The sequence below is a fragment of the Methylocystis bryophila genome (assembly GCF_027925445.1).
GTDB classification, from domain to species: domain Bacteria; phylum Pseudomonadota; class Alphaproteobacteria; order Rhizobiales; family Beijerinckiaceae; genus Methylocystis; species Methylocystis bryophila.
Genome location: NZ_AP027149.1, coordinates 1,482,669 through 1,500,577 on the forward strand (window position 1 = coordinate 1,482,669; position 17,909 = coordinate 1,500,577).

Genomic DNA, 17,909 nt, shown 5'->3' on the forward strand with positions numbered 1-17,909 from the left:
CTCACGCTGTTGCAGTAGGACCGCGTCGGGGGAGCGACGGCCAAGGGAGGCGGTCGAGCGGCGCCATGGCGGCGGCGATATCGCGGGCGACCGACATATGCTTCGGGTTGTCGACATCGAAGGTTTCGGTCGTGGCCGACATCAGCAGCCCGCCGTCGGGCAAAGGCTCGACGAGCGCGCTGGCCGGCGGCTCGATCTGGCGGGCCAGCCAGGGGCAGAGATATTGGATCCATGGCATTGGAAAAAACGTGTCGCGTTCATCCTGGTCCCTGAGCGCGGAGGAATAGGCGCCCGCCTTGACCGGCTCCCAGGCGTCGACGATCGCGAGCATGGCCGCGCGGAAGATCCTGTGGCTGACCACGTCCGGGTCTGGGGTCGCGCCTCCGAAGCTCGAGGTCTTAAACATCGCGTCATTCGGGAAAGCGGCTCTGATCGAGGATCCGGCATGGCACCACAGCCTGAGGGTGCGGGACGGGGGCAGGTCGCGCGTGTAGCCTCCGCACCAATAGCCCCATTCTGGCTCCGGCTCCCCCCAGTCGTCGCGCCACACGCCCGCCTTGACAATCTCTGCATAGCGGTCACGAACCGTTTCGAGGTCAATCGGGCCTGTCGTCCCGCAGGTCCAAAGCGCGAAGAGCGGATCGAAGGCCGTGAGGGTGTCGAATGTTCGCAGACATCGCGCGGCGAGGGCCTCGGGGGTCTCAGGACGCGCTTCCCACACTGCGCGGATGTAAAAACCCTGTCTCATGACTGGACCCTCACGGCTCCTTGGCAGAAACGTGATGTGTCGTGATCTTCCGGAGCTCTTTGACGGAGTCAAATGTCTCCTTCGCCAATTTCTCAGCTTCAGACTCGGCGAAATACCATTCGAGTGCATGCTGGCCGGCGGCCCGCACTTGCTTCTCAGCTTGCCTCTTCCACTCTTTTGGAAAAATCTCCGCCTCCTCGAAGAAGCGCTTGTGCAGCTTTTCGGCGATGCCTGGGCCTTTGATCTCGATCAACGCGCCGTCGCTTCGGCGGCAATCGTCGAAGAAGACTGGCTTGCTCGTATCTGAATCAGGGTCAGGGAGATTGACGCCCCACCCCCGCGGCGTCGGGTCCTCGGGATTTATGCGCTTCTTGATCAGATCCTCATAGGCCCGAGCCGCCTCCTTCGCTCCGTGCGGCGTATCGGGCTCAGGCTTTGGGCAAAGCTTCGGATCGTCGGGTTCCGTCCCTTCGCGCGGCGCGCCGGTCGCGTCGACGAGCCGGTCGGCGTCGAAGACGAGGCTGCCGCGAAGGGTGCGCGCGATGGGCTCGCCGCTCGCGGTGTTGACGAAAACGCCGTTGCGCCCCTGCTTGGCGCGGACGACGATCTCGCGTCCGGCAGTCCCATTCCGAAAGAGGCGCAACGCTCCCGTCGGAGCGTCGAGATGATAGAAGAGCCCTGGCGCGCCGGGAACCGCGCCTTCCGTAACGGCTTTGTTCGGGCTTGGAACGAAAATCGCCCCGAAGACGATTCCGGCGCCGACGGTCTCCCCGAGCACCGCTAACTCCGCGAGCAAGGCCGAGCCGCTCGCCTCACCGAACAAAGCCTGCGCCAGAGTCCGCGCCCCGCCAGCGGCCACAAATCCCAAAGACGGAGCCTGCGGGCTCGACGGCGGCGGCGCGGCATTGTCCGGGACGCGCCGCGTCTCTGCGGATGGGGACGCGCCTGTATCATCTCGGCTCCAACGCCCGCTGGTCGGGCCGCTGCCCGCAGGGACGCGCGGCTGGCTCGGATCGTATTTTACGAGCGGCCGACGCGTGGGCTCCAAGCCCAGAGCCTTCGTCAGCTCCCGCGGCGCCATGCCGTCGTCGAGCAGGGCCTCGGCGAGAAAGAGCCTGTAGGCGTCGGCGCGATCCTCGATGCGGGGTATGCCCGCGTAGGCCAGCCGGATGTTGGCGAGCGCCTTCTCGCCGCGTCGCCAGAAAGCGGAGGCGCCTTCGACATGCCTCAGCAATTCCGACGAGGCGGGTCGCCAGGAAGCGACGCCGAGCAGGGCGAGCAGTCGCTCACGGTCCTCATTCAACGCAAGGACCGGGGCGCCAAAGGCGTCGCGCTTCATATGCGCGAGCACGGTCCGCGCGCCGAGAACGAGCCCCTCGTCGCCGATCTCGGCGGCGCGGCAGATCGGTTTGGCCCAGACGTGTTTTTCAAATCGCTCGTTGAGCGCCTCATGGCGATTCACGCGTCGCTCCTGACCATTAGAAAGGCGATGTAAAAACTACAGCAAAGCTTCTCGGCAGGGGCATGTTACACTTTGCATACCGAGCCCAAAATGATGTGTCCTCGCTGGGTCGACTCTCGCGAGGAGGGTGAACTATGATTTTTCACCACCACCGGCCTAAAGCGCTTGGCGGCGGACTTCTCGTTGGAGATTCCGCAGTGAGATACATTTTCGTTGACGAGGCGGGTAAGTCGGAAAAGGAGCCGCTGACAGTGGTGACCGGCGTCATTGCTCATGCGGACGCTCATGTCATCGACGCCGAAACTATGGTCAACGAAGTATGCGGCGCCGTCCCGCCGCAATATGCCGAAGATTTCGTATTTCATGCGACAGACATATGGAACAATAGAAAATATAAGGAGGATTGGAGCCAAACCGACAGATTGGCGCTCATGGTAGAGATGATGCGCATTCCGAGACGTCTAAGAATGGCTTTATCTTTTTCCATTGTCCGGAGAGAGATGGAAATACCTAAAGAATTTCTTGATCTAGGAATGAAGACAAAGGAGGAATATCATCATTTCTATGCTTTTTTGCATTGTTTGCAGCGCGCCGACAAATACATAAGAGAATACGCGGCCCCAAAGGAGGTAGCAACTGTTGTTGCTGAAGATGTCCCAGAGATGAGAAAATGGTTAGACCCTGTGACGAAAATTCCTGGCTATCGTAGATCACACGGCATCAACTCTAGGAAAGATGCATTAGAGCCTACACTTGCTGATAAGACGCCGAGACAGATCGGCAACAAATCAGTAACTTTTGTTGCCCAAGAAGGAGACATGCGGCTCAGCCGAATAAGGCAGAGCATTCACTTCGTGAAGAAAAATGAGGAGCCATTGACTCAATTGGCTGATGCCTGTGCATTTGGATTGCGCCGATATTTTTGTGGCGCTGATCACGGAGATAAAATGGCGTATGCAATACTCGGGCATTATCCGAGGTTGGAAGATTACGCTGGGGAAACATCAACGGCAGTTGTTTTCTGGCACCCAAACAAACATCAAGCATTGCAGCCGTTTAGTACGGTGCCGTAAAGATGTCACCTGTTTTTTGGCAGCGTGACCGTGGCAAACGCCCTATAGCAAGATTCTTGGCTCTCTTCGGCTCCGATTTCTCGCGCCATAGCAACGAATCTCTTATGGCGCTCTGTGTCCGTGAGTTTCGGCTTGGCCTCAGACTTTGGTTTTGCCTTTGGCTTTTCGGTGCCGGCTTTTGCCATAGGGCCTCTCAGTTACGAGCCGTTTGATAGGTGAGCCTCTTGCCGACAACGCCCAGCAACGCGAGATCGGCCGCCGCCTTGTCATCTATGCCGAGTTTCGCCCGGTTCGAGTAGCGGAAATCGAATTCCGCAAGATAGCGATGCAAATGCCGCTCGCCGCAGTGCTGATAGACGCCTTTCATGCCGCGTTTAAACACGCCGTAGAACCCCTCAACGGTGTTGGTTGAGATCACGCGCTCGCCTTCGTAGCGAGCATATTCCTTGACGGCGTGGTTCACAGCGTCATGGCTGGCGACGCTCACGTTCACCTTGAGGTTGCGATACCAAGAGGCTTCGTCGGTGATGACGGCGGTTTCCTTCGCAATGTTGGCGCGGATGATCGGCATAAGGGTGCCCATGGTGCATCCGTCCACGTGCCAGCTACGAGCGGCGCCGCCGCGCTCAACCAAGGTCAAGACGATGTTGCGGAAATTGGAGCCCTTGAAGCTGGCGTCTTTCGGAGCGCCCTCGACCTTGCCGATGATTGTCTCGTCAATCTCGACCGTCTTTCCCGCGCCTCCAAGCGGGGAAAGCTCGCCAGAGCGCATCGCCTCGCGAATTCGGTGGGTAAGCTGCCAAGCGGTTTTCATGCTGCAAGAAAGCATACGCTGAATTTGGCGGGTCGAAATGCCTTTCTTGCTGGCGCACATCAAGTGGATGACTTGAAGCCACAGATGCAACGGCAGATGCGAGGACTCGAAGATGGTCCCCATACGCACAGTGAACGGCTTCCCGCACGCATAGCACTTGATGAGGCCCTTACGGGTGGTCTTCCCGGCCATGCGACGCAGGCGCTTCGGGTCGGCGTTGTCGCAGTGATGGCAAACCGGCCCGTTCGGCCAAAGACGGCTCTCGACATAGGCGAAAGCAGCGTCTTCGCACTGGAAGTGAGGGGCGTTGAGAACCGAGGCGGCCATGACTGTATCTGCTGATGATTCAATCTAGGCCTAGGGGCTCGGTATTTCAAGTGTAACATCGCCCTCGGCAGTCAAGAACAAATAGAGAACATACAGCTCGCGCCACGCCGGCCCTTACCCGAGCGACGCCCAAAGCATGGCCTTGTCGACGTCGCTTCGACGCACGTCAGCGGCGCGCCCCTACGCCGCGCGAGACTTGGCCGCTTCGACAGCAATGCAAAAGCGATTGCCGATCTCATCGACCAGCGCGGCGAGCTCGGGGGCCGCCTCGGCGATCTCGCTCAGCATCGCCGCGAGCCCTTCCTCGCCGCGGGCAGACAGGAGCGATCCGGCATATTCCGGCAGCTCCGCCCAATCTTTGATGTTCTCCGCTTCGACCTCGACGTGGAACTGAAAACCCCAGGCATGTCGACCGTACCGGAAGGCCTGCGCCTCGCAGTCCGGGGAACGCGCAAGCAGGGTCGCTCCCTCGGGAAGCCTAGCCACCTCGGCGCCATGCCATTGGAAGACTCTCAGCGGCTCCCTGCATCCGCCGAGAAGCGCGTCCGATTGCGCGGCCGGCGTGAGCTCCACGCCGTGCACGCCGACTTCCGAGACGGCGCCCGGCCGCACGCCGCCGCCGAGCGTTTCAGCGAGCAATTGGTGCCCCAGGCAGACGCCGAGAAAAGGGCGGTTCAGCTCAACCACGAAATGTCGAATCGCGTCCATCTCCTGGCGGAGCCAGGGAAACCGATCAAGCTGCCAGACATCCATCGGGCCGCCCATCACAATCATGGCGTCGTACGGCGTCAAATCGGCTGGAACTGTGTCGCCGCGACTGAAGTCCACGATTGTCCAGTCGGCGGACGCCGCCCGGAAACGTTTCGCCAGAGCGGCGAGACCTTCGACGGCGACGTGCTGAATTACGAGAAAATGCATGGACCTCCCCTAAGGCTATCGGTCGTTGTTCAGCCTAGAGCATGTCACTGGCCAGGCTAAGCTCCAATTTTTTGAGGTGGAGCTTAGTCCTTTTCGATCGCGTAATTCCACGCGACGGGGACGCGCTCGAGAATCGCCGCCGTGCAAGCGCCACCCGGCGCAGATTCCAGGCCGCAGGGTTCGTGGCGGCGGGACCGCCGAAGCTCATTCCCTTCGGCGCCCTTTCAAAAAAGAAGTCAGCAGAGTCGCGGCGCCAAGCGTTGGCCACATTACGAGTCTATTGCTCCTTATATTTTCTTGTGCCCGTGGCGTTCGAGCCGGGGAGGTTACAATGAAGCATGCGAACGAGAGCTTGGCGGAAAAGCGTCAGCGTTTATTACTGCGAGAACTCGAGGTGGTGCAAGCCGCGATAGAGCGGGCGGCAAGCGCCCCCGACGGAGCGTCGGGCGTTCCAAGCGACTGGTCGGCTAAGCTTTACAAATGGAGGGAAGATATCAGAAACTCCCTACGGCCATTGGTCGATCGCGCCGCCTGAAGGGCTCGCGGCGCCGAGGCTGTTTTTGATTTGATCACGCTGTCCGCGTTCAGCCGATTCTTCTGAGCGTGACCCAGCGGGCGGAGCGTCGGCATTGACGCCGAGCGCTATATTATGGAGGCAAAGATTGGATGGATGGCAATTTTGGGTTCGAGACCGCGGACGCCTACGGACCTTCATTGTAGCTTTCAGTGATTTTGCGGAGGCGCAAGCAAAGGCTGTCGCCCAAACCACGGGCGGAAGCGTCGTTTCCTACCGGCGAACACCGAAGAGCTTGATCCCCTATCTCCAGCTACCCCGGGAAGAAGTCGCGGAGCTCGTCTCCGTCGATCCGGCTCGCGAGCCTATCCCCGTCGCCGCCCTGGGCAACGGAGCTGCAAACGAGCAAATGAAAGAAAAAAGCGGCGCGCCGTGAAGGCGTCGCCGGAGTGGGACGGCAACGCGTTGGTCTGCAACTTGCTTGATGGCGGACGTTCCTTCCCGCTGGGCAATCGCCATGACATACACCGCTATCTGCAATACCGAGGCCGTCAGCGAAGGCGGCATGGGACTGTTTCAGGCCGGCCGCAAGAGCGTGCTCCTCGTCTGGCCGAAGGGCGGCGAGCTCAAGGCCTATCGCGGGCGCTGCCCGCATGCGGACATGCCCTTGAGCGAGGCGACGTTCGACGGCAAGACGGTCACCTGCCCGCATCATCAATGGGGATTCGACAGCGACAGCGGCAAATGCGTCACGCATCTCGTCCGCAACGTCCTTCACGCCTATCCGCTGCGCGTCGAAGGCGATGAGATCCAAGTCGATGTCGGGCCGGTCAAGCCGGCGCGCGCCTCGGCCTAACCTGCTGTTTCGCTGCCCCCTGCGTCGAGCGCCTTTTCGACAATCGGCGCGATGCGGTCGACGATGCGGCGCACGCCTTCGCGGTTGGGATGCAGTCCCCCCCAGAGAACGAGCTTCGGATCCCCAAGCACGCCGTCCAGGATGAAGGGATAGAAGGGCAGGGAGTGCTTCGCCGCGAGGGCGGGGAAGAGCTTGTCGAAATGGCGACCATCGACTTCGCTGAGCGATCCGGGAGTGGCGCGCATGCCCGCGAGCAGCACGCGCGCTCCGCTCGAGCGTAGCTGAACGATGATCCTGTCCAGATTGGTCTTGGTGAGCTTTGGATCGACGCCGTTCAACATGTCATTGCCGCCGAGCTCCAGGATCACGAGATCGGGCTTGAGCGCCTCGACGCCCCGGAGCCTGGACAGCCCCTTTTGCGTGGTGTCGCCGCTGACGCCGGCGTTGAGAACGGTCGCGTCATAGCCGTCCTCGCGCAGCCTGCGACGTAGGACGACCGGCAGCGCCTCGCGAGGCCGCAGGCCGTAGCCGGCGGTCAGGCTGTCGCCGAAGGCGACGACGGTCTTTGGACGAGGCGGCGTTGGGTTGAAGGCCGAGAAAACGAGCACGGTCGCAAGAGCGACGCGCAGGGGCCTTTGCGCCGATAATCGCCAATCGCCTTGAGCGCGCGGCGACGAGAGGTGCATCTGCGGCACGGCGACGGTCCTCGCTCAAACGATCCTCGATCGCGTCGCTGCGTTTGAGCGGAATCGCTTAGACGCAGAAGAGCGTTCAGCAGAAGATATGGCGCCAGAGCGAAAAGCCGAATCGGCGAAGGCCTGGAAAGGGCGCCGCGGCTCAACGCGCCCGCGCCGGCTCCGCTGGCGCCCCGATCCATTCTGAATGGGCCGGAATGCTCTCGCCTTTCATAACCACGGTCAGGGGGCCGAGCCGCGCGAAATCGCCGACCTGCGTGTCATAGAGCACGGTCGAGGCCGCGTCGACGCTGACGCCTCGGCCCAGGTGCACGCGCCCGACCTTCATGACCCGATCTTCGTAAAGATGGGTTTGCAGCGCGCTCACCGCGTTGATCGCGCAGAAATCGCCGATCGTGACGCAGTCGAATTCGGTGATGTCCGTCGTGTCCATGAAGACGCCCTTGCCGATCTTCACGCCGAAAAGGCGCAGCATCATCGGCAGGAAGGGCGTGCCGCGCAGATGATCGAGCAGCACCTTGCCGGCCAGGCCCCAATAGAGCACGGCGCAAGCCTCGGTGCGCATCGCCCAGAAGGACCACATGGGCTTCACCTGCGGCTCATATCTGCCCATCGAGAGCCATTTGACGATGACGACGACCAGCGTCATGCCCACCGAGATCAACACGGAGCAGAGGACGAACAGCCTGGCGACGGTCGCATATTCGCCGTCGATGAGCGCCTGGCCGAAGCTCTCCACAGACCAGGTGCCGAAGGTTATGAACAGCATCGTCGGCATGGAGACGTTGACCGCCTCATAGGCCGCGCGCATCACCTTGCGCCAATAGGGAGGCTCATAGGTCCAGGCGGCGCCGCCGCCGTCGAATTTTTGGCGCACCGGAAGCTTGATCGGCGGGGAGCCGAACCATGTGTCGCCTTGCGCGACCGGCTCTCCCGTGGGCGGGCGCGACTTAATGCCGATCAGCGCGCCGGTCGGGATTTCGGCGCCCGGCGGAATTACGGCGTCATTGCCGATGAACACCCGATCGCCGGTCTTCACGCGCTTGAGATACATCCAGCCGCGGCGGACGTCTTCGTCGCCAAACACGACCTCGTCGGCGATGAAGTTTTTCTCGCCGATGTCGACAATGTCGTAACGGCCCGAGAGATTGGTGGAGATCTCCGAGTCCTTGCCGATGCGGGCGCCCATCAGCTGGTACCAGCCGCGCATATAAAGCGTCGCGTAGAGGGAGGAGAGCGTCTCGAGCGTGACCTCCGCGGCGAGGGCCACCATCCATTTCCGTAGATAGAAGCCCGACCACACGGAATAGGCGCCCTCTCGCACGCGCGTCGGCATCACGATCCAGCGAAAGGCGACGATGAAGGCGACGCTGACGATGACGAGCGTGAAGGCGGTCGGCCAAGCGAAGAGCGGAATTGCGGCGAGATAAAAGAGATGGTTCGAATCGGCGATCCCCATCCAGGCGTCGAGCTTGTCGAAGACGTAAAAGGCGGGGAAGATCGGCAGCAGCCCGATCGGCGGGATCAGCAGCGCGAAGAGCGCGAAGAGAGCGGTCATGACGGCGCGCCGGGCCGGGCCGGGCTCGACCTGCGGATCGAGCTTGGCCTCGTCGACTTCCCCAATGTGTCTCCCCGGCGAGCCCGCCCAGATTTGGCGGGCGCCGACCAGCGTTCCGCTTGGCAGCGAAGTCAGATCCTCGAGCGCCGCGCCCTCGCCGATGACGACGTCTTCCCCGATCGCGCAGGAAGAGCCGACATAGGCGTCGGCCCCGATCTCGATCGTCCCGATCACGAGCTCATTGCCCTCGACCCGCGCATTGGCGAGCTTCAGCTTGCCGCCCAAAGCGGCGCCCGCGCCGATCGTCACGAGATCGATCGCGCCCGCGTCGAACTCGCTGACGAGCGCGTCCTTTCCGATCTTCGCGCCGAGCGCCCTAAGATAGAAGTTCATCAGCGGCGAGACTTGGAACCACTTGGCGTGGGTCAGGCTGATGAGCCGCTGCGAGAGCCACCATCGGTAATAATAGACGCCCCAAAGCGGATAGCGTCCGGGCTTGGTGCGGCCAATCACGAGCCATTTGCCCGCGATCGAAATGCCGATGGTCGCGAGATTGACGCAGGCATAGACGGCGAGGAGCGTGAGCGTTTCCGTCAGGAACGTCGCGTCGACGCTGGTGATGAGCTGATAGGAGATGAAGACGCCGAGCCATTGCGCGGTGATGACCGCAAGCAGAAAGGGCAGGGCGACCGCCTGAGCGAGTCCGCAGAGCAGGCGGCGCAGCAGCGGGGGCGGCTCGAATGAAAGATCGCGCGGGGCGACATCAATCTCGGGACCGCCCGACAGATGATGGGCCAGAGCCCGAAGCGTGCGATGCGTATAAAGATCTTGCAGCGTGATGCGCGCGAGCGCGGGCGTCTCGCGCGCGGCGCCGACGAAACGAGCGGCGAGCAGCGAGTGACCGCCGAGCTCGGTGAAGAAATCCGCGTCGAAGGGAATGGGCGCGTCCGCGAAGACGCGCTTCGCCGCTTCCAGGAGCTTCGCCTCCATCGCGTTGCGCGGCGTCTCTTGTTCTTCGCTGAGGCCCGGCGGAGCCGACAGCTCGAGGCGTGCGAGCGCCTTGCGGTCGACCTTGCCGGAGGGAAGCGTCGGCAAGCTCTCGACAAATTCATAACGCGAGGGAACCATATAGACGGGCAGGGTCTCGCGGAGCGCCGCGCGCAGCTCGCGCGGGTCAGGCTTATCGCCTTGCGTGGTGAGGAAGGCGACGAGCTCGTCCAGGCCCTTTTCCTGGCGTAGCACGACAGCGGCGTGGCGCAGGCCCGGGAGCTTGGAGAGGGTCGCCTCGATCTCGCCGAGCTCGACGCGAAAGCCTCGGATCTTGATCTGATCGTCGATGCGCCCGCGATAGACGATGTCGCCGTGCTCATCGACGAAAGCCGCGTCGCCGGAGCGATAGAGAATGGGATCGGCGCCGTTTGAGGAAAAGGGATTCCCGATGAACTTCTCGGCCGTCAGCGCCTCGCGCTTGAGATAGCCCTTCGTGACCCCGGGGCCGCCGATCAGCAATTCCCCTTCAACGCCGCATTCGAGGAGGTTGAGCTGCTCGTCGACGACATAGCAGGTGTAATTGGGGATGGGCTTGCCGATCGTGATCGGCTCGCCCCAGCGCACCTGTGCGATCGTCGCAACGACGGTGATCTCGGTCGGGCCGTAGCCGTTGAATATCGTGCGGTCGGGCCGCGCCCAGCGCTCGGCGACAGAGGGCGGACAGGCTTCGCCGCCAAGGATGATCTTTTTTAGGCTTCGCACGTCGCGCGGCAGCACGGAGAGAAGCGTCGGCACCGTGTCGATCACGGTCACCCCGGCTTCCTCCAGAATGTCCGGCAATTGCTCGGTCTCGGCGATGATCTCCGGCGTCGCGACGAAAAGCGAGGCGCCCACGAGATAAGGGATCCAGATCTCCTCCATGGAGAGGTCGAAGGCGACGGAGGCCCCCTGGAAAACCACGTCGGAGGTGTTGAGCCGGTAGATTTCGTTGGCGGAGCGCAGATAGTGGCAGATGTTGCGCCCGGCGACGACGATGCCCTTGGGCGTTCCCGTCGAGCCCGAGGTGAAGATCATGTAGGCGGGGTGATCGGGCGTGGCGCCGAGGCTTCTCGCATCGGGGGGCGAGTCGCAGGGCTCGGCGATCGTCTCGTCGACCCAGAGCGGCGCCCCGACGCCCTTCGCAGCCTTCGCGGCGAAGACGGCAGATGTCAGCAGACCCTTGGCCTCGGCGTCCTGGAGGCAGATCGCGATGCGCTCGACCGGCGCGCCAGCGTCGAACGGCAGAAAGGCCGCGCCGGTGAAGGTGATCGCAAGCTGCGCGATCAGGAGCTCGGGCCCGCGCGCCATCCAGAGGCCGACCACGTCGCCCGGGCCCACGCCGCGGGAGACGAGCCCCTGCGCGATCGCGCCGGCCATCGTCTCGACCTCGCGATAGGTCAAGCGACGCTCGAGCGTCGCCAAGGCGATCGCGTGCGGACGCGCGCTCGCGGAGGCCCGGAATACCTCGCACAGCAGCTCGTCTCGCAGAAGATCCGGCGCGGCCGGTCCCCGCAGCGCGGCGAGCGGCCGGCTCGTCTCGTTCCGCCGCTCCTCGGCGTCTAGACGCGACACAGAGCGCGCCAAATCTCGATCGAGTTCGTTCATGGCTCGGATTTTTGCGAGGTTTCGGACTGTGACGAAAGCTCTAGCACGGCGCGACGGACGCGCCTATTTCAGCCGGGCGCAATCGTTAAGCTTGCGCCAACCCGCCCGGGACTCATTCGTGGTCTTCATCGCTCTCGCCGCGCAGGTCCGTCGGCGTCACGAAAGAAGCGAGCTTTGCTGCGCCGAAGGCGGCCGGCGCCCAGCTCTCGATCGGGAATTCGAGCACGGCGAGAGCCGCCGTGGGATATTTCAGCCGCATGCGCTGCAGCGCTTCCGCCTCGCCGCTTCCCGCGAGGGCGATGGCGAGCTCGGAAAATCCGGGATTATGCCCGACCACGAGCAGCGTCTCGACCCGATCGGGCGACTGGCGCAAGATCTCTAGCAGGTGATCGGCCGTGGCGTTGTAGATCGTGTTTTCGATCAGATGCGCGACATGCTCGGGGAAGGCTTCGAGCGCCTGTTCCAAAGTTTGCTTGGCTCGCCTGGCGTTGGAGGCGACAGCAAGCTGGGGGGTGAGGCCCTCACGGGCGAGATGCTCGCCGACGCGACGCGAGTCCTCGAGGCCACGGCGCGTCAAAGGACGTTCGCGGTCGCCGCCGGCGGAGTGTCGGTCCGCCTTTCCGTGTCGCAGGAGCAGAAGTCTTCGCATAGGCTGCCTTTTAGCATGCGATTCGCGAAGGGCGCGAGACGCCGAGGACGCGCGAGAATGTCGCGGGGGCGGCGGCGGCCGCTACGCCCGGGCAGCCGCGGGAGGAGCTCATGAGGCTGTATGCTATAGCTTTTCTCATCGTCCTCGGCCTCGTCGGAGGGGCCGCCATCGCCCTTGAAAAATTTACCAGCGCAGAGAACTTGCTGCTGCGGCTCGGCTCCTTCGAGCTGCGCATTCCGCGCCTCGCCCTGGAGGAGACGCCGCTGACGCAACAGGAGCTCGCGGCGCTCTTCGCCAAGGAGACGCCGCTCTCGCTCGCGGAGCGGCTGGCGCGTTTCACCGCCGAGCGCGCGCGGCTCCCGGAAGCGCAGGGCCAAAGCGCCGTCGACGGGAAGATGAAGGAGTTTATTTTCAAAGATATCCTGCTCGAACACGTCCTTGCCGGGCGCGTCGGCGCGCTCCGCGCCTCAAGGCTCGACGAGACCCTGGGCGACGACAAGGCGCAATCCGTCGCGGCGCGCTACGAGAATCTGACGGCGAGCGGCCTGACGCTGACCGGGCTGGCGCGGCTCCTTGAAGACCCGCACGGCGGGGATGAGTCCGTGTCCATCGCCGACGCCGCCGCGCTCGAAAAGCTCACCGTCACTGCAAATGACGGCGCGCTCTCGCTTGCCGCGGCGCGGCTTTCCACCCGACGGCCGCGGCTTGCCGCGTTCTCTGACCCGGCGTTGCGGCGGGCGACGGGCGAGGCGCAGGACCGCATCGCGCTCGTGAAGGAGGTCGTGGCGGCGGTCAGCTTCGAGACGCTGGAGGCGCAGGATCTCTCGCTCTCGGGCGCTCCTGCGCCGGCCGACCCCGCTTTTTCGCTCGGCGCCCGCGACCTCGCTTTCGAGGGACTTGAAAAAGGCGTCGCGCGCAAGGCGCGTCTCGCCCACTTCGATTTGAAGAGCGCCGACGGCGGCCGCATTGCGCTCGAGGGCGCCACTTTCGAGGGGCTCGACATTGGGGCGGCGCTCACGCATTCGGGTTTGAGGGCGCTGCATTTCGACAAAGCGAGGTTGGAAAAGCTCGCAGGCGACGCCCCGGCCCCGGACGGCCGAGGCCGAAGCAAATTTGCGCTCGAATCCGCGACGCTCGATCTCGGTCATTTTCGCGACGGGGCGCCGACCAAGGCCGCGGCGCGGTTCCAGAGTCTCAGTGTCGATCTTGCCGCCCGCGGCGAGGAGACGAACGCCGAATTCCTGCGCAGCCTCGGTTATTCAACGCTCGAGTTCTCGGGCGCAGGCGCCGCCGAATGGCGCGAGGCGAGCCGGCAATTCGACCTCTCGAGGCTTTCGCTCGACGCCAAGGGCATGTTTTCGCTTTCCCTCGGCGCAAAGCTCTCTGGCGTCGACGGGGCGATCTTCACCGCCAGTCCGCTCATGGCCGCTCCGCTGCTCCTGGCGTCGCGCCTCGACAGGCTGGAGGCGACGCTCGCCGACCCGAAGCTCATCGACCGGCTGATCGAGCGGTCGGCGCGCCAGAGCGGCGTCGATCCGGCGCGGCTGCGCACCGATTATGCGCGCGACATGGGCCGTGCAATTTCAGTCGCGCTGGGCGGGAGCGAGAAGGCGAAACGCATCGCCGCGGCCGTCGAGCGCTTCATCCTGCGTCGCAGTCGCCTGCGCCTCTCGCTGACCGCCCCGCAGGGCCTCGGCGTGATGGATCTCCTCAAGAGCCCGCCCGAAATCTTGCAGTCGCTGGAGGTGGAGGCTTCGGCGGAGTAGGGTTGTGGTTAATAAAGTGGAAGCCGGTTTCTCGCGGGAAGCGGTCACCTTTCTGCGCTCGGCGCCGCCGCCTGGCGGCGCTGGCGGAAAAGGCTTCTCACAGCAATTTCCGCGAGAATGCCGCGGCGCCTCTTGCGCTTGGCGCGGCGCCGCGGCAAAGTCGCGCCCCTTCCGGCTCCTGGGAGCCTTCCATTCCAGCGAAAATCGGATATTTCCTCCATGAAGGTCACGATCGAGAGAGCGACTCTGCTGCGGGCGCTCGGCCATGTCCATCGCGTTGTCGAGCGACGCACGACCATCCCGATCCTGGCCAATGTGCTCCTCGAGGCGAGCGAAAACTCCCTGCTGCTGAAGGCCACCGACCTTGACCTGGAGATCACCGAACGGGTCGCGGCCGAGGTCTCGCGCCCCAGCGCGACGACGCTGCCCGCCCACACGCTCTATGACATCGTGCGCAAGCTGCCGGAGGGCGCGCAGGCCTCGCTCGAGACGAGCGGCGAATCGGGCCAGCTCACGCTCCTTTCCGGGCGCTCGCGCTTCTCGCTGCAGACGCTGCCCCAGAGCGACTTTCCCGAGGTGACCTCGGGGGATTTCGGCCACAAGTTCGAGCTGCCGCCGGATGAGCTGAAACGCCTGATCGAAAAGACCCAATTCGCGATCTCCACCGAGGAGACGCGTTATTATCTCAATGGCATCTTCATGCATGTCGTCGAGCTTGACGGCCGCTCGCTGCTGCGCGCCGTGGCCACCGACGGCCACCGCCTGGCGCGCTTCGAGGTCCCGGCGCCCGCCGGCGCCATCGGCATGCCGGGCGTGATCCTGCCGCGCAAGGCGGTTGGAGAGATCCAGCGTCTGATCGAGGACGCCGAGGGAGAGGCGACGATCGAGGTTTCGGCGAACAAAATGCGCTTCTCCTTCGGAGACGCGCTTTTGACGACGAAGCTCATCGACGGCACCTTCCCCGATTACGGACGGGTGATCCCCGCCGGCAACGACAAGCGGCTCACTGTCGAGCGCGACAGCTTCCGCAATGCGGTCGATCGCGTCTCGACCATCTCCTCCGAGCGAGGCCGGGCTGTGAAGCTCGCGCTTTCTCCCGGCAAGCTCGTGCTCTCGGTCACCAATCCGGATCAAGGCTCGGCCGTCGAGGAGCTCGAGGCCGATTACGACGGAGCGCCGCTCGATATTGGCTTCAGCTCCCGCTATCTCCTCGACATTCTGAACCAGCTCGAAAGCGACACCACTCTGTTCCTGCTGGCTGATCCCGGCTCGCCGACGCTGATTCAGGATCGTGACGGCGCAAGCGTGCTCTATGTTCTGATGCCGATGCGCGTCTGAGACGGAGCCTGTTGCGAGCGCCTAGAGCATGTCACGGAAAAGTGCGAAGCGGTTTTCCGGTCATGACATGCTCCAACTTTTTGACTTGGCGCGATACCTTATCGCTCGAACGATTCCGTTCGAGCGGGAAACGCGCTAGCGCTCGTCGCCGCCCCGCCGAGACGATAGGAGAAAACATGCCTTCACTCCTTGTCGAAACTGTCGGCATGACGGCGGCGGCTCTGACCACCTTGTGCTGGGCGCCGCAAACCGTTCGGATCATCCGAACCCGCGACACACGGGCCATTTCTCTGGTGACCCAAGCTACTCTCGCCAGCGGCGTCCTGCTCTGGATCGCCTATGGCTGCTTGCTCGGAAGCATTCCTCTCATTGCCGCCAACGCCGTAACGCTGGCTCTCGTGACGGCGATTCTCATTATGAAGCTGCGCTTCGGCTGAGGGATCGAGAAACGACTATTGCCCGCCGGACCTGAGAATTATCAAAGCTCTCCCAGCGGCTTCGGGGCGCCGGGCGCGTTCGGGTGGCGCGTCGGATCGAAAGCGTCGTTGGGCCGAGGGGTTTGGCTTTGCCGGGATCTTTCACCGGGGACCGCCGCTCTGCTCGCGATCCTGGCAGTCTTGCGCTTTTGCGCCGCAAGCGTTGCGTTGACCTCGGCGAGCTTTGTATTCGTTTCCTGTTGAAGCTGGGCGACTCGGCTAGACAGAGCGCCAATCTCGCCTTTCGCTTCGGATTTCGCATCCTCGATACGATGGCTCATCTCATCGAGCGACGCCAAGGATTTCGCGGTCGCGATGCGGGCCTTTTCCAGCGCCGCCACCTTTGTTCGCAGCGCCTGGATCTCCGCTTCCATTTTCTGCGTCACGGGAACGAGATCGACCGGCGGCGCGGTGATCTGTGCGAATTTGGCGGTGACGAGACCTGTCCAGCCAGCGTAATGCGGGGCGACAAGGCCGTAGAGACCCCAAGCGCCCAGGCTCACAAGCGAGCAGGCGGCGACCGCCGCGCCGAGTTTTCTGCCGCGCCGCCAGAACGGCGCTCGCGTCTTGACATGATTGGAGGCCTCAGGCCCTTCCCCACGCCGCCCTCCGGGCGGCCGGTCGGCTGCGCTAATTCTAATCTCGGAAATATCCCCTCCGGCCGCTGAGACGCCGAAGGGCGGATCGAGATCGTTCGACATGCGCGCACCTCGTGGATGCAAGCGATAGCTGACAAGACTCAATCCAAACACATTAAAATCTTCCTAACGCGTTACGGTGAGTGTTGAACGAGCCCTTTCGAGCAGAGGAAGCGTTCTCGCTCGTGACGTGATGGCGACCTTCCCGCTTGTGACCTCAGAAAAGACGCCGTCGTCAGAATAAGTCCGCGGAATTCCCCTTGCGAATCGCGACGCGATTAACGAAGGGGGAAGGGCGGGCGCGTGAAGGGAGCGCGGGGCCATGGACTTGCTGCTTTCGCATTTCGGGCTCTGGCTCGCCGTCATTTTCGCGATCGGCGCCTTGACGGCGCTCATGCGCCGCAGCGCGGAAGCGGACGGAGGGCTCTCCTCCTGGCTCGCCTGGGGCCTTCTCGCCTTCCTGATCGGACTCGTCGTCGCCGCGATCCCGGCCCTGGATGGGCTTGCGGGTCTGTGGCTCGACTCGGGGCTCGCCGCCTACGCGGCCTTCCTGCTGGGCGCCGCCATTGGCGCGCTGGCGCGCGGCGGACGCTTGTCCGAGCATCGAGAGTGGGCGCTGGGGCTCTTGCCTGCGACGCTTCTTTGGATCGGCGCCAATGTGGTCGAGGCTCCAAAGATCGAGGCCGCGCTGGCAACCTCCCTCGACAGCGCTCGCGAGGAGGCGATCGGCAAGCACCCGGGCTCGACCGGCCGGGTCGAGACGCCAACCCTGCAGCAGCACGACGCCGAGCGCCGGGCGGAGTTCCTCGAAAACGCGCGGCGCCAAGCTGAAAAGCTTGGGCTCTTGCGGGGCAAGGTCTATCGACCGGCCGAGGCCGCAAACGCCATCGGCGATGAGACGGCTTCGATTGGGTCCGCCGCCGCAAGCCACGGGCCGCGACAGCGCGAGGCCGCGCGCGCCTATCTCGCCAATCTCCCCGCCGGCGCGCTCGAGCCTTCGGCCTGCTCGGAGGCGCTAGGGGCGGCGCAGACGGTGAACAAGGTGGTTTTCCCGACCGCCAGCGCCGACATCACGCGCGTGGCCGCCGTCGCGCTCGACAGTCTCACACAGATTCTCCGACGCTGCCCTGACGCCAAAATCGAAATCGCCGGCCATACCGACAATGTCGGTGACGAGCCGAGCAATCAGGCGCTGTCGCAGCGACGCGCCGAGGCGATCCGACGCTATCTCACGTTGCAGGGCGTTCCCGCCGCGCGCCTCTCGGCGATCGGCTATGGCTCGACGCGGCCGATCGCTGCGAACGATGACGACTCTGGGCGCGCCGACAATCGCCGCATCGAGTTTGTTCTGAAGTGATGGTCGGCTGATCGCCGAAGAAAGCGCTTGAGAACTCGAACAGCGGCGCTTCCGCGGGGGGTTCACCATCGGCTATGCTCCTCTGC

General features: G+C 63.6%; 14 protein-coding genes. 6 read left to right on the forward strand and 8 right to left on the reverse strand.

Annotated features, from left to right (window positions below):
- Position 1: 1 nt before the first annotated feature.
- The gene (locus tag QMG80_RS06985) at positions 2-748 is read right to left on the reverse strand and encodes an Imm52 family immunity protein (RefSeq protein ID WP_158658775.1); all 747 of its coding nucleotides are present in this window, start codon (positions 746-748) and stop codon (positions 2-4) included.
- A 10-nt stretch (positions 749-758) separates the two neighbouring features.
- Positions 759-2,210 (reverse strand): hypothetical protein, encoded by a 1,452-nt coding sequence (locus QMG80_RS06990; RefSeq protein WP_158658776.1) that lies wholly within the window; start codon positions 2,208-2,210, stop codon positions 759-761.
- Positions 2,211-2,344: 134 nt separating this feature from the next.
- Between QMG80_RS06990 and QMG80_RS06995 the strand changes: the two genes are divergently transcribed.
- A complete protein-coding gene (locus QMG80_RS06995) occupies positions 2,345-3,283 on the forward strand; it encodes a DUF3800 domain-containing protein (RefSeq protein WP_085772156.1) in 939 nt (312 codons plus the stop codon).
- Between the two features lie 193 nt (positions 3,284-3,476).
- On the opposite strand, the gene QMG80_RS07000 is transcribed toward QMG80_RS06995, so the two are convergent.
- Together QMG80_RS07000 and QMG80_RS07005 are read right to left on the reverse strand one after the other, a co-directional pair.
- Positions 3,477-4,424: an IS1595 family transposase gene (locus QMG80_RS07000; RefSeq protein ID WP_085772157.1), complete on the reverse strand. Its 948-nt coding sequence runs from the start codon at positions 4,422-4,424 to the stop codon at positions 3,477-3,479.
- Between the two features lie 180 nt (positions 4,425-4,604).
- A complete protein-coding gene (locus QMG80_RS07005; RefSeq protein WP_085772158.1) occupies positions 4,605-5,342 on the reverse strand; it encodes a type 1 glutamine amidotransferase in 738 nt (245 codons plus the stop codon).
- 1,031 nt (positions 5,343-6,373) lie between these two features.
- Between QMG80_RS07005 and QMG80_RS07010 the strand changes: the two genes are divergently transcribed.
- Positions 6,374-6,712 (forward strand): Rieske 2Fe-2S domain-containing protein, encoded by a 339-nt coding sequence (locus tag QMG80_RS07010; RefSeq protein WP_085773731.1) that lies wholly within the window; start codon positions 6,374-6,376, stop codon positions 6,710-6,712.
- Here the strand turns inward: QMG80_RS07010 and QMG80_RS07015 are convergent.
- From QMG80_RS07015 to QMG80_RS07025, 3 genes are all read right to left on the reverse strand, one after another.
- On the reverse strand, positions 6,709-7,398 hold the full coding sequence (locus QMG80_RS07015) for an arylesterase (RefSeq protein ID WP_085772161.1): 690 nt from the start codon (positions 7,396-7,398) through the stop codon (positions 6,709-6,711). The genes QMG80_RS07010 and QMG80_RS07015 overlap by 4 nt on opposite strands.
- 151 nt (positions 7,399-7,549) lie before the next feature.
- Positions 7,550-11,599 (reverse strand): Pls/PosA family non-ribosomal peptide synthetase, encoded by a 4,050-nt coding sequence (locus tag QMG80_RS07020; RefSeq protein ID WP_085772162.1) that lies wholly within the window; start codon positions 11,597-11,599, stop codon positions 7,550-7,552.
- Between the two features lie 112 nt (positions 11,600-11,711).
- Positions 11,712-12,248: a SixA phosphatase family protein gene (locus QMG80_RS07025; protein WP_085772163.1), complete on the reverse strand. Its 537-nt coding sequence runs from the start codon at positions 12,246-12,248 to the stop codon at positions 11,712-11,714.
- A 110-nt stretch (positions 12,249-12,358) separates the two neighbouring features.
- On the opposite strand from QMG80_RS07025, the gene QMG80_RS07030 reads away from it, so the two are divergent.
- The 3 genes from QMG80_RS07030 (at position 12,359) to QMG80_RS07040 (ending at position 15,789) form a co-directional block, all read left to right on the forward strand.
- The gene (locus QMG80_RS07030) at positions 12,359-14,014 is read left to right on the forward strand and encodes an aq_1923 C-terminal domain (protein ID WP_085772164.1); all 1,656 of its coding nucleotides are present in this window, start codon (positions 12,359-12,361) and stop codon (positions 14,012-14,014) included.
- Between the two features lie 219 nt (positions 14,015-14,233).
- Complete coding sequence (dnaN, locus tag QMG80_RS07035) at positions 14,234-15,352, forward strand: DNA polymerase III subunit beta (RefSeq protein ID WP_085772166.1); 1,119 nt, start codon at positions 14,234-14,236, stop codon at positions 15,350-15,352.
- A gap of 176 nt (positions 15,353-15,528) precedes the next feature.
- The gene (locus tag QMG80_RS07040; RefSeq protein WP_085772167.1) at positions 15,529-15,789 is read left to right on the forward strand and encodes a SemiSWEET family sugar transporter; all 261 of its coding nucleotides are present in this window, start codon (positions 15,529-15,531) and stop codon (positions 15,787-15,789) included.
- Positions 15,790-15,830: 41 nt separating this feature from the next.
- On the opposite strand, the gene QMG80_RS07045 is transcribed toward QMG80_RS07040, so the two are convergent.
- Complete coding sequence (locus QMG80_RS07045; RefSeq protein ID WP_085772168.1) at positions 15,831-16,529, reverse strand: hypothetical protein; 699 nt, start codon at positions 16,527-16,529, stop codon at positions 15,831-15,833.
- A 259-nt stretch (positions 16,530-16,788) separates the two neighbouring features.
- On the opposite strand from QMG80_RS07045, the gene QMG80_RS07050 reads away from it, so the two are divergent.
- A complete protein-coding gene (locus tag QMG80_RS07050) occupies positions 16,789-17,823 on the forward strand; it encodes an OmpA family protein (protein WP_085772169.1) in 1,035 nt (344 codons plus the stop codon).
- Positions 17,824-17,909: the final 86 nt, after the last annotated feature.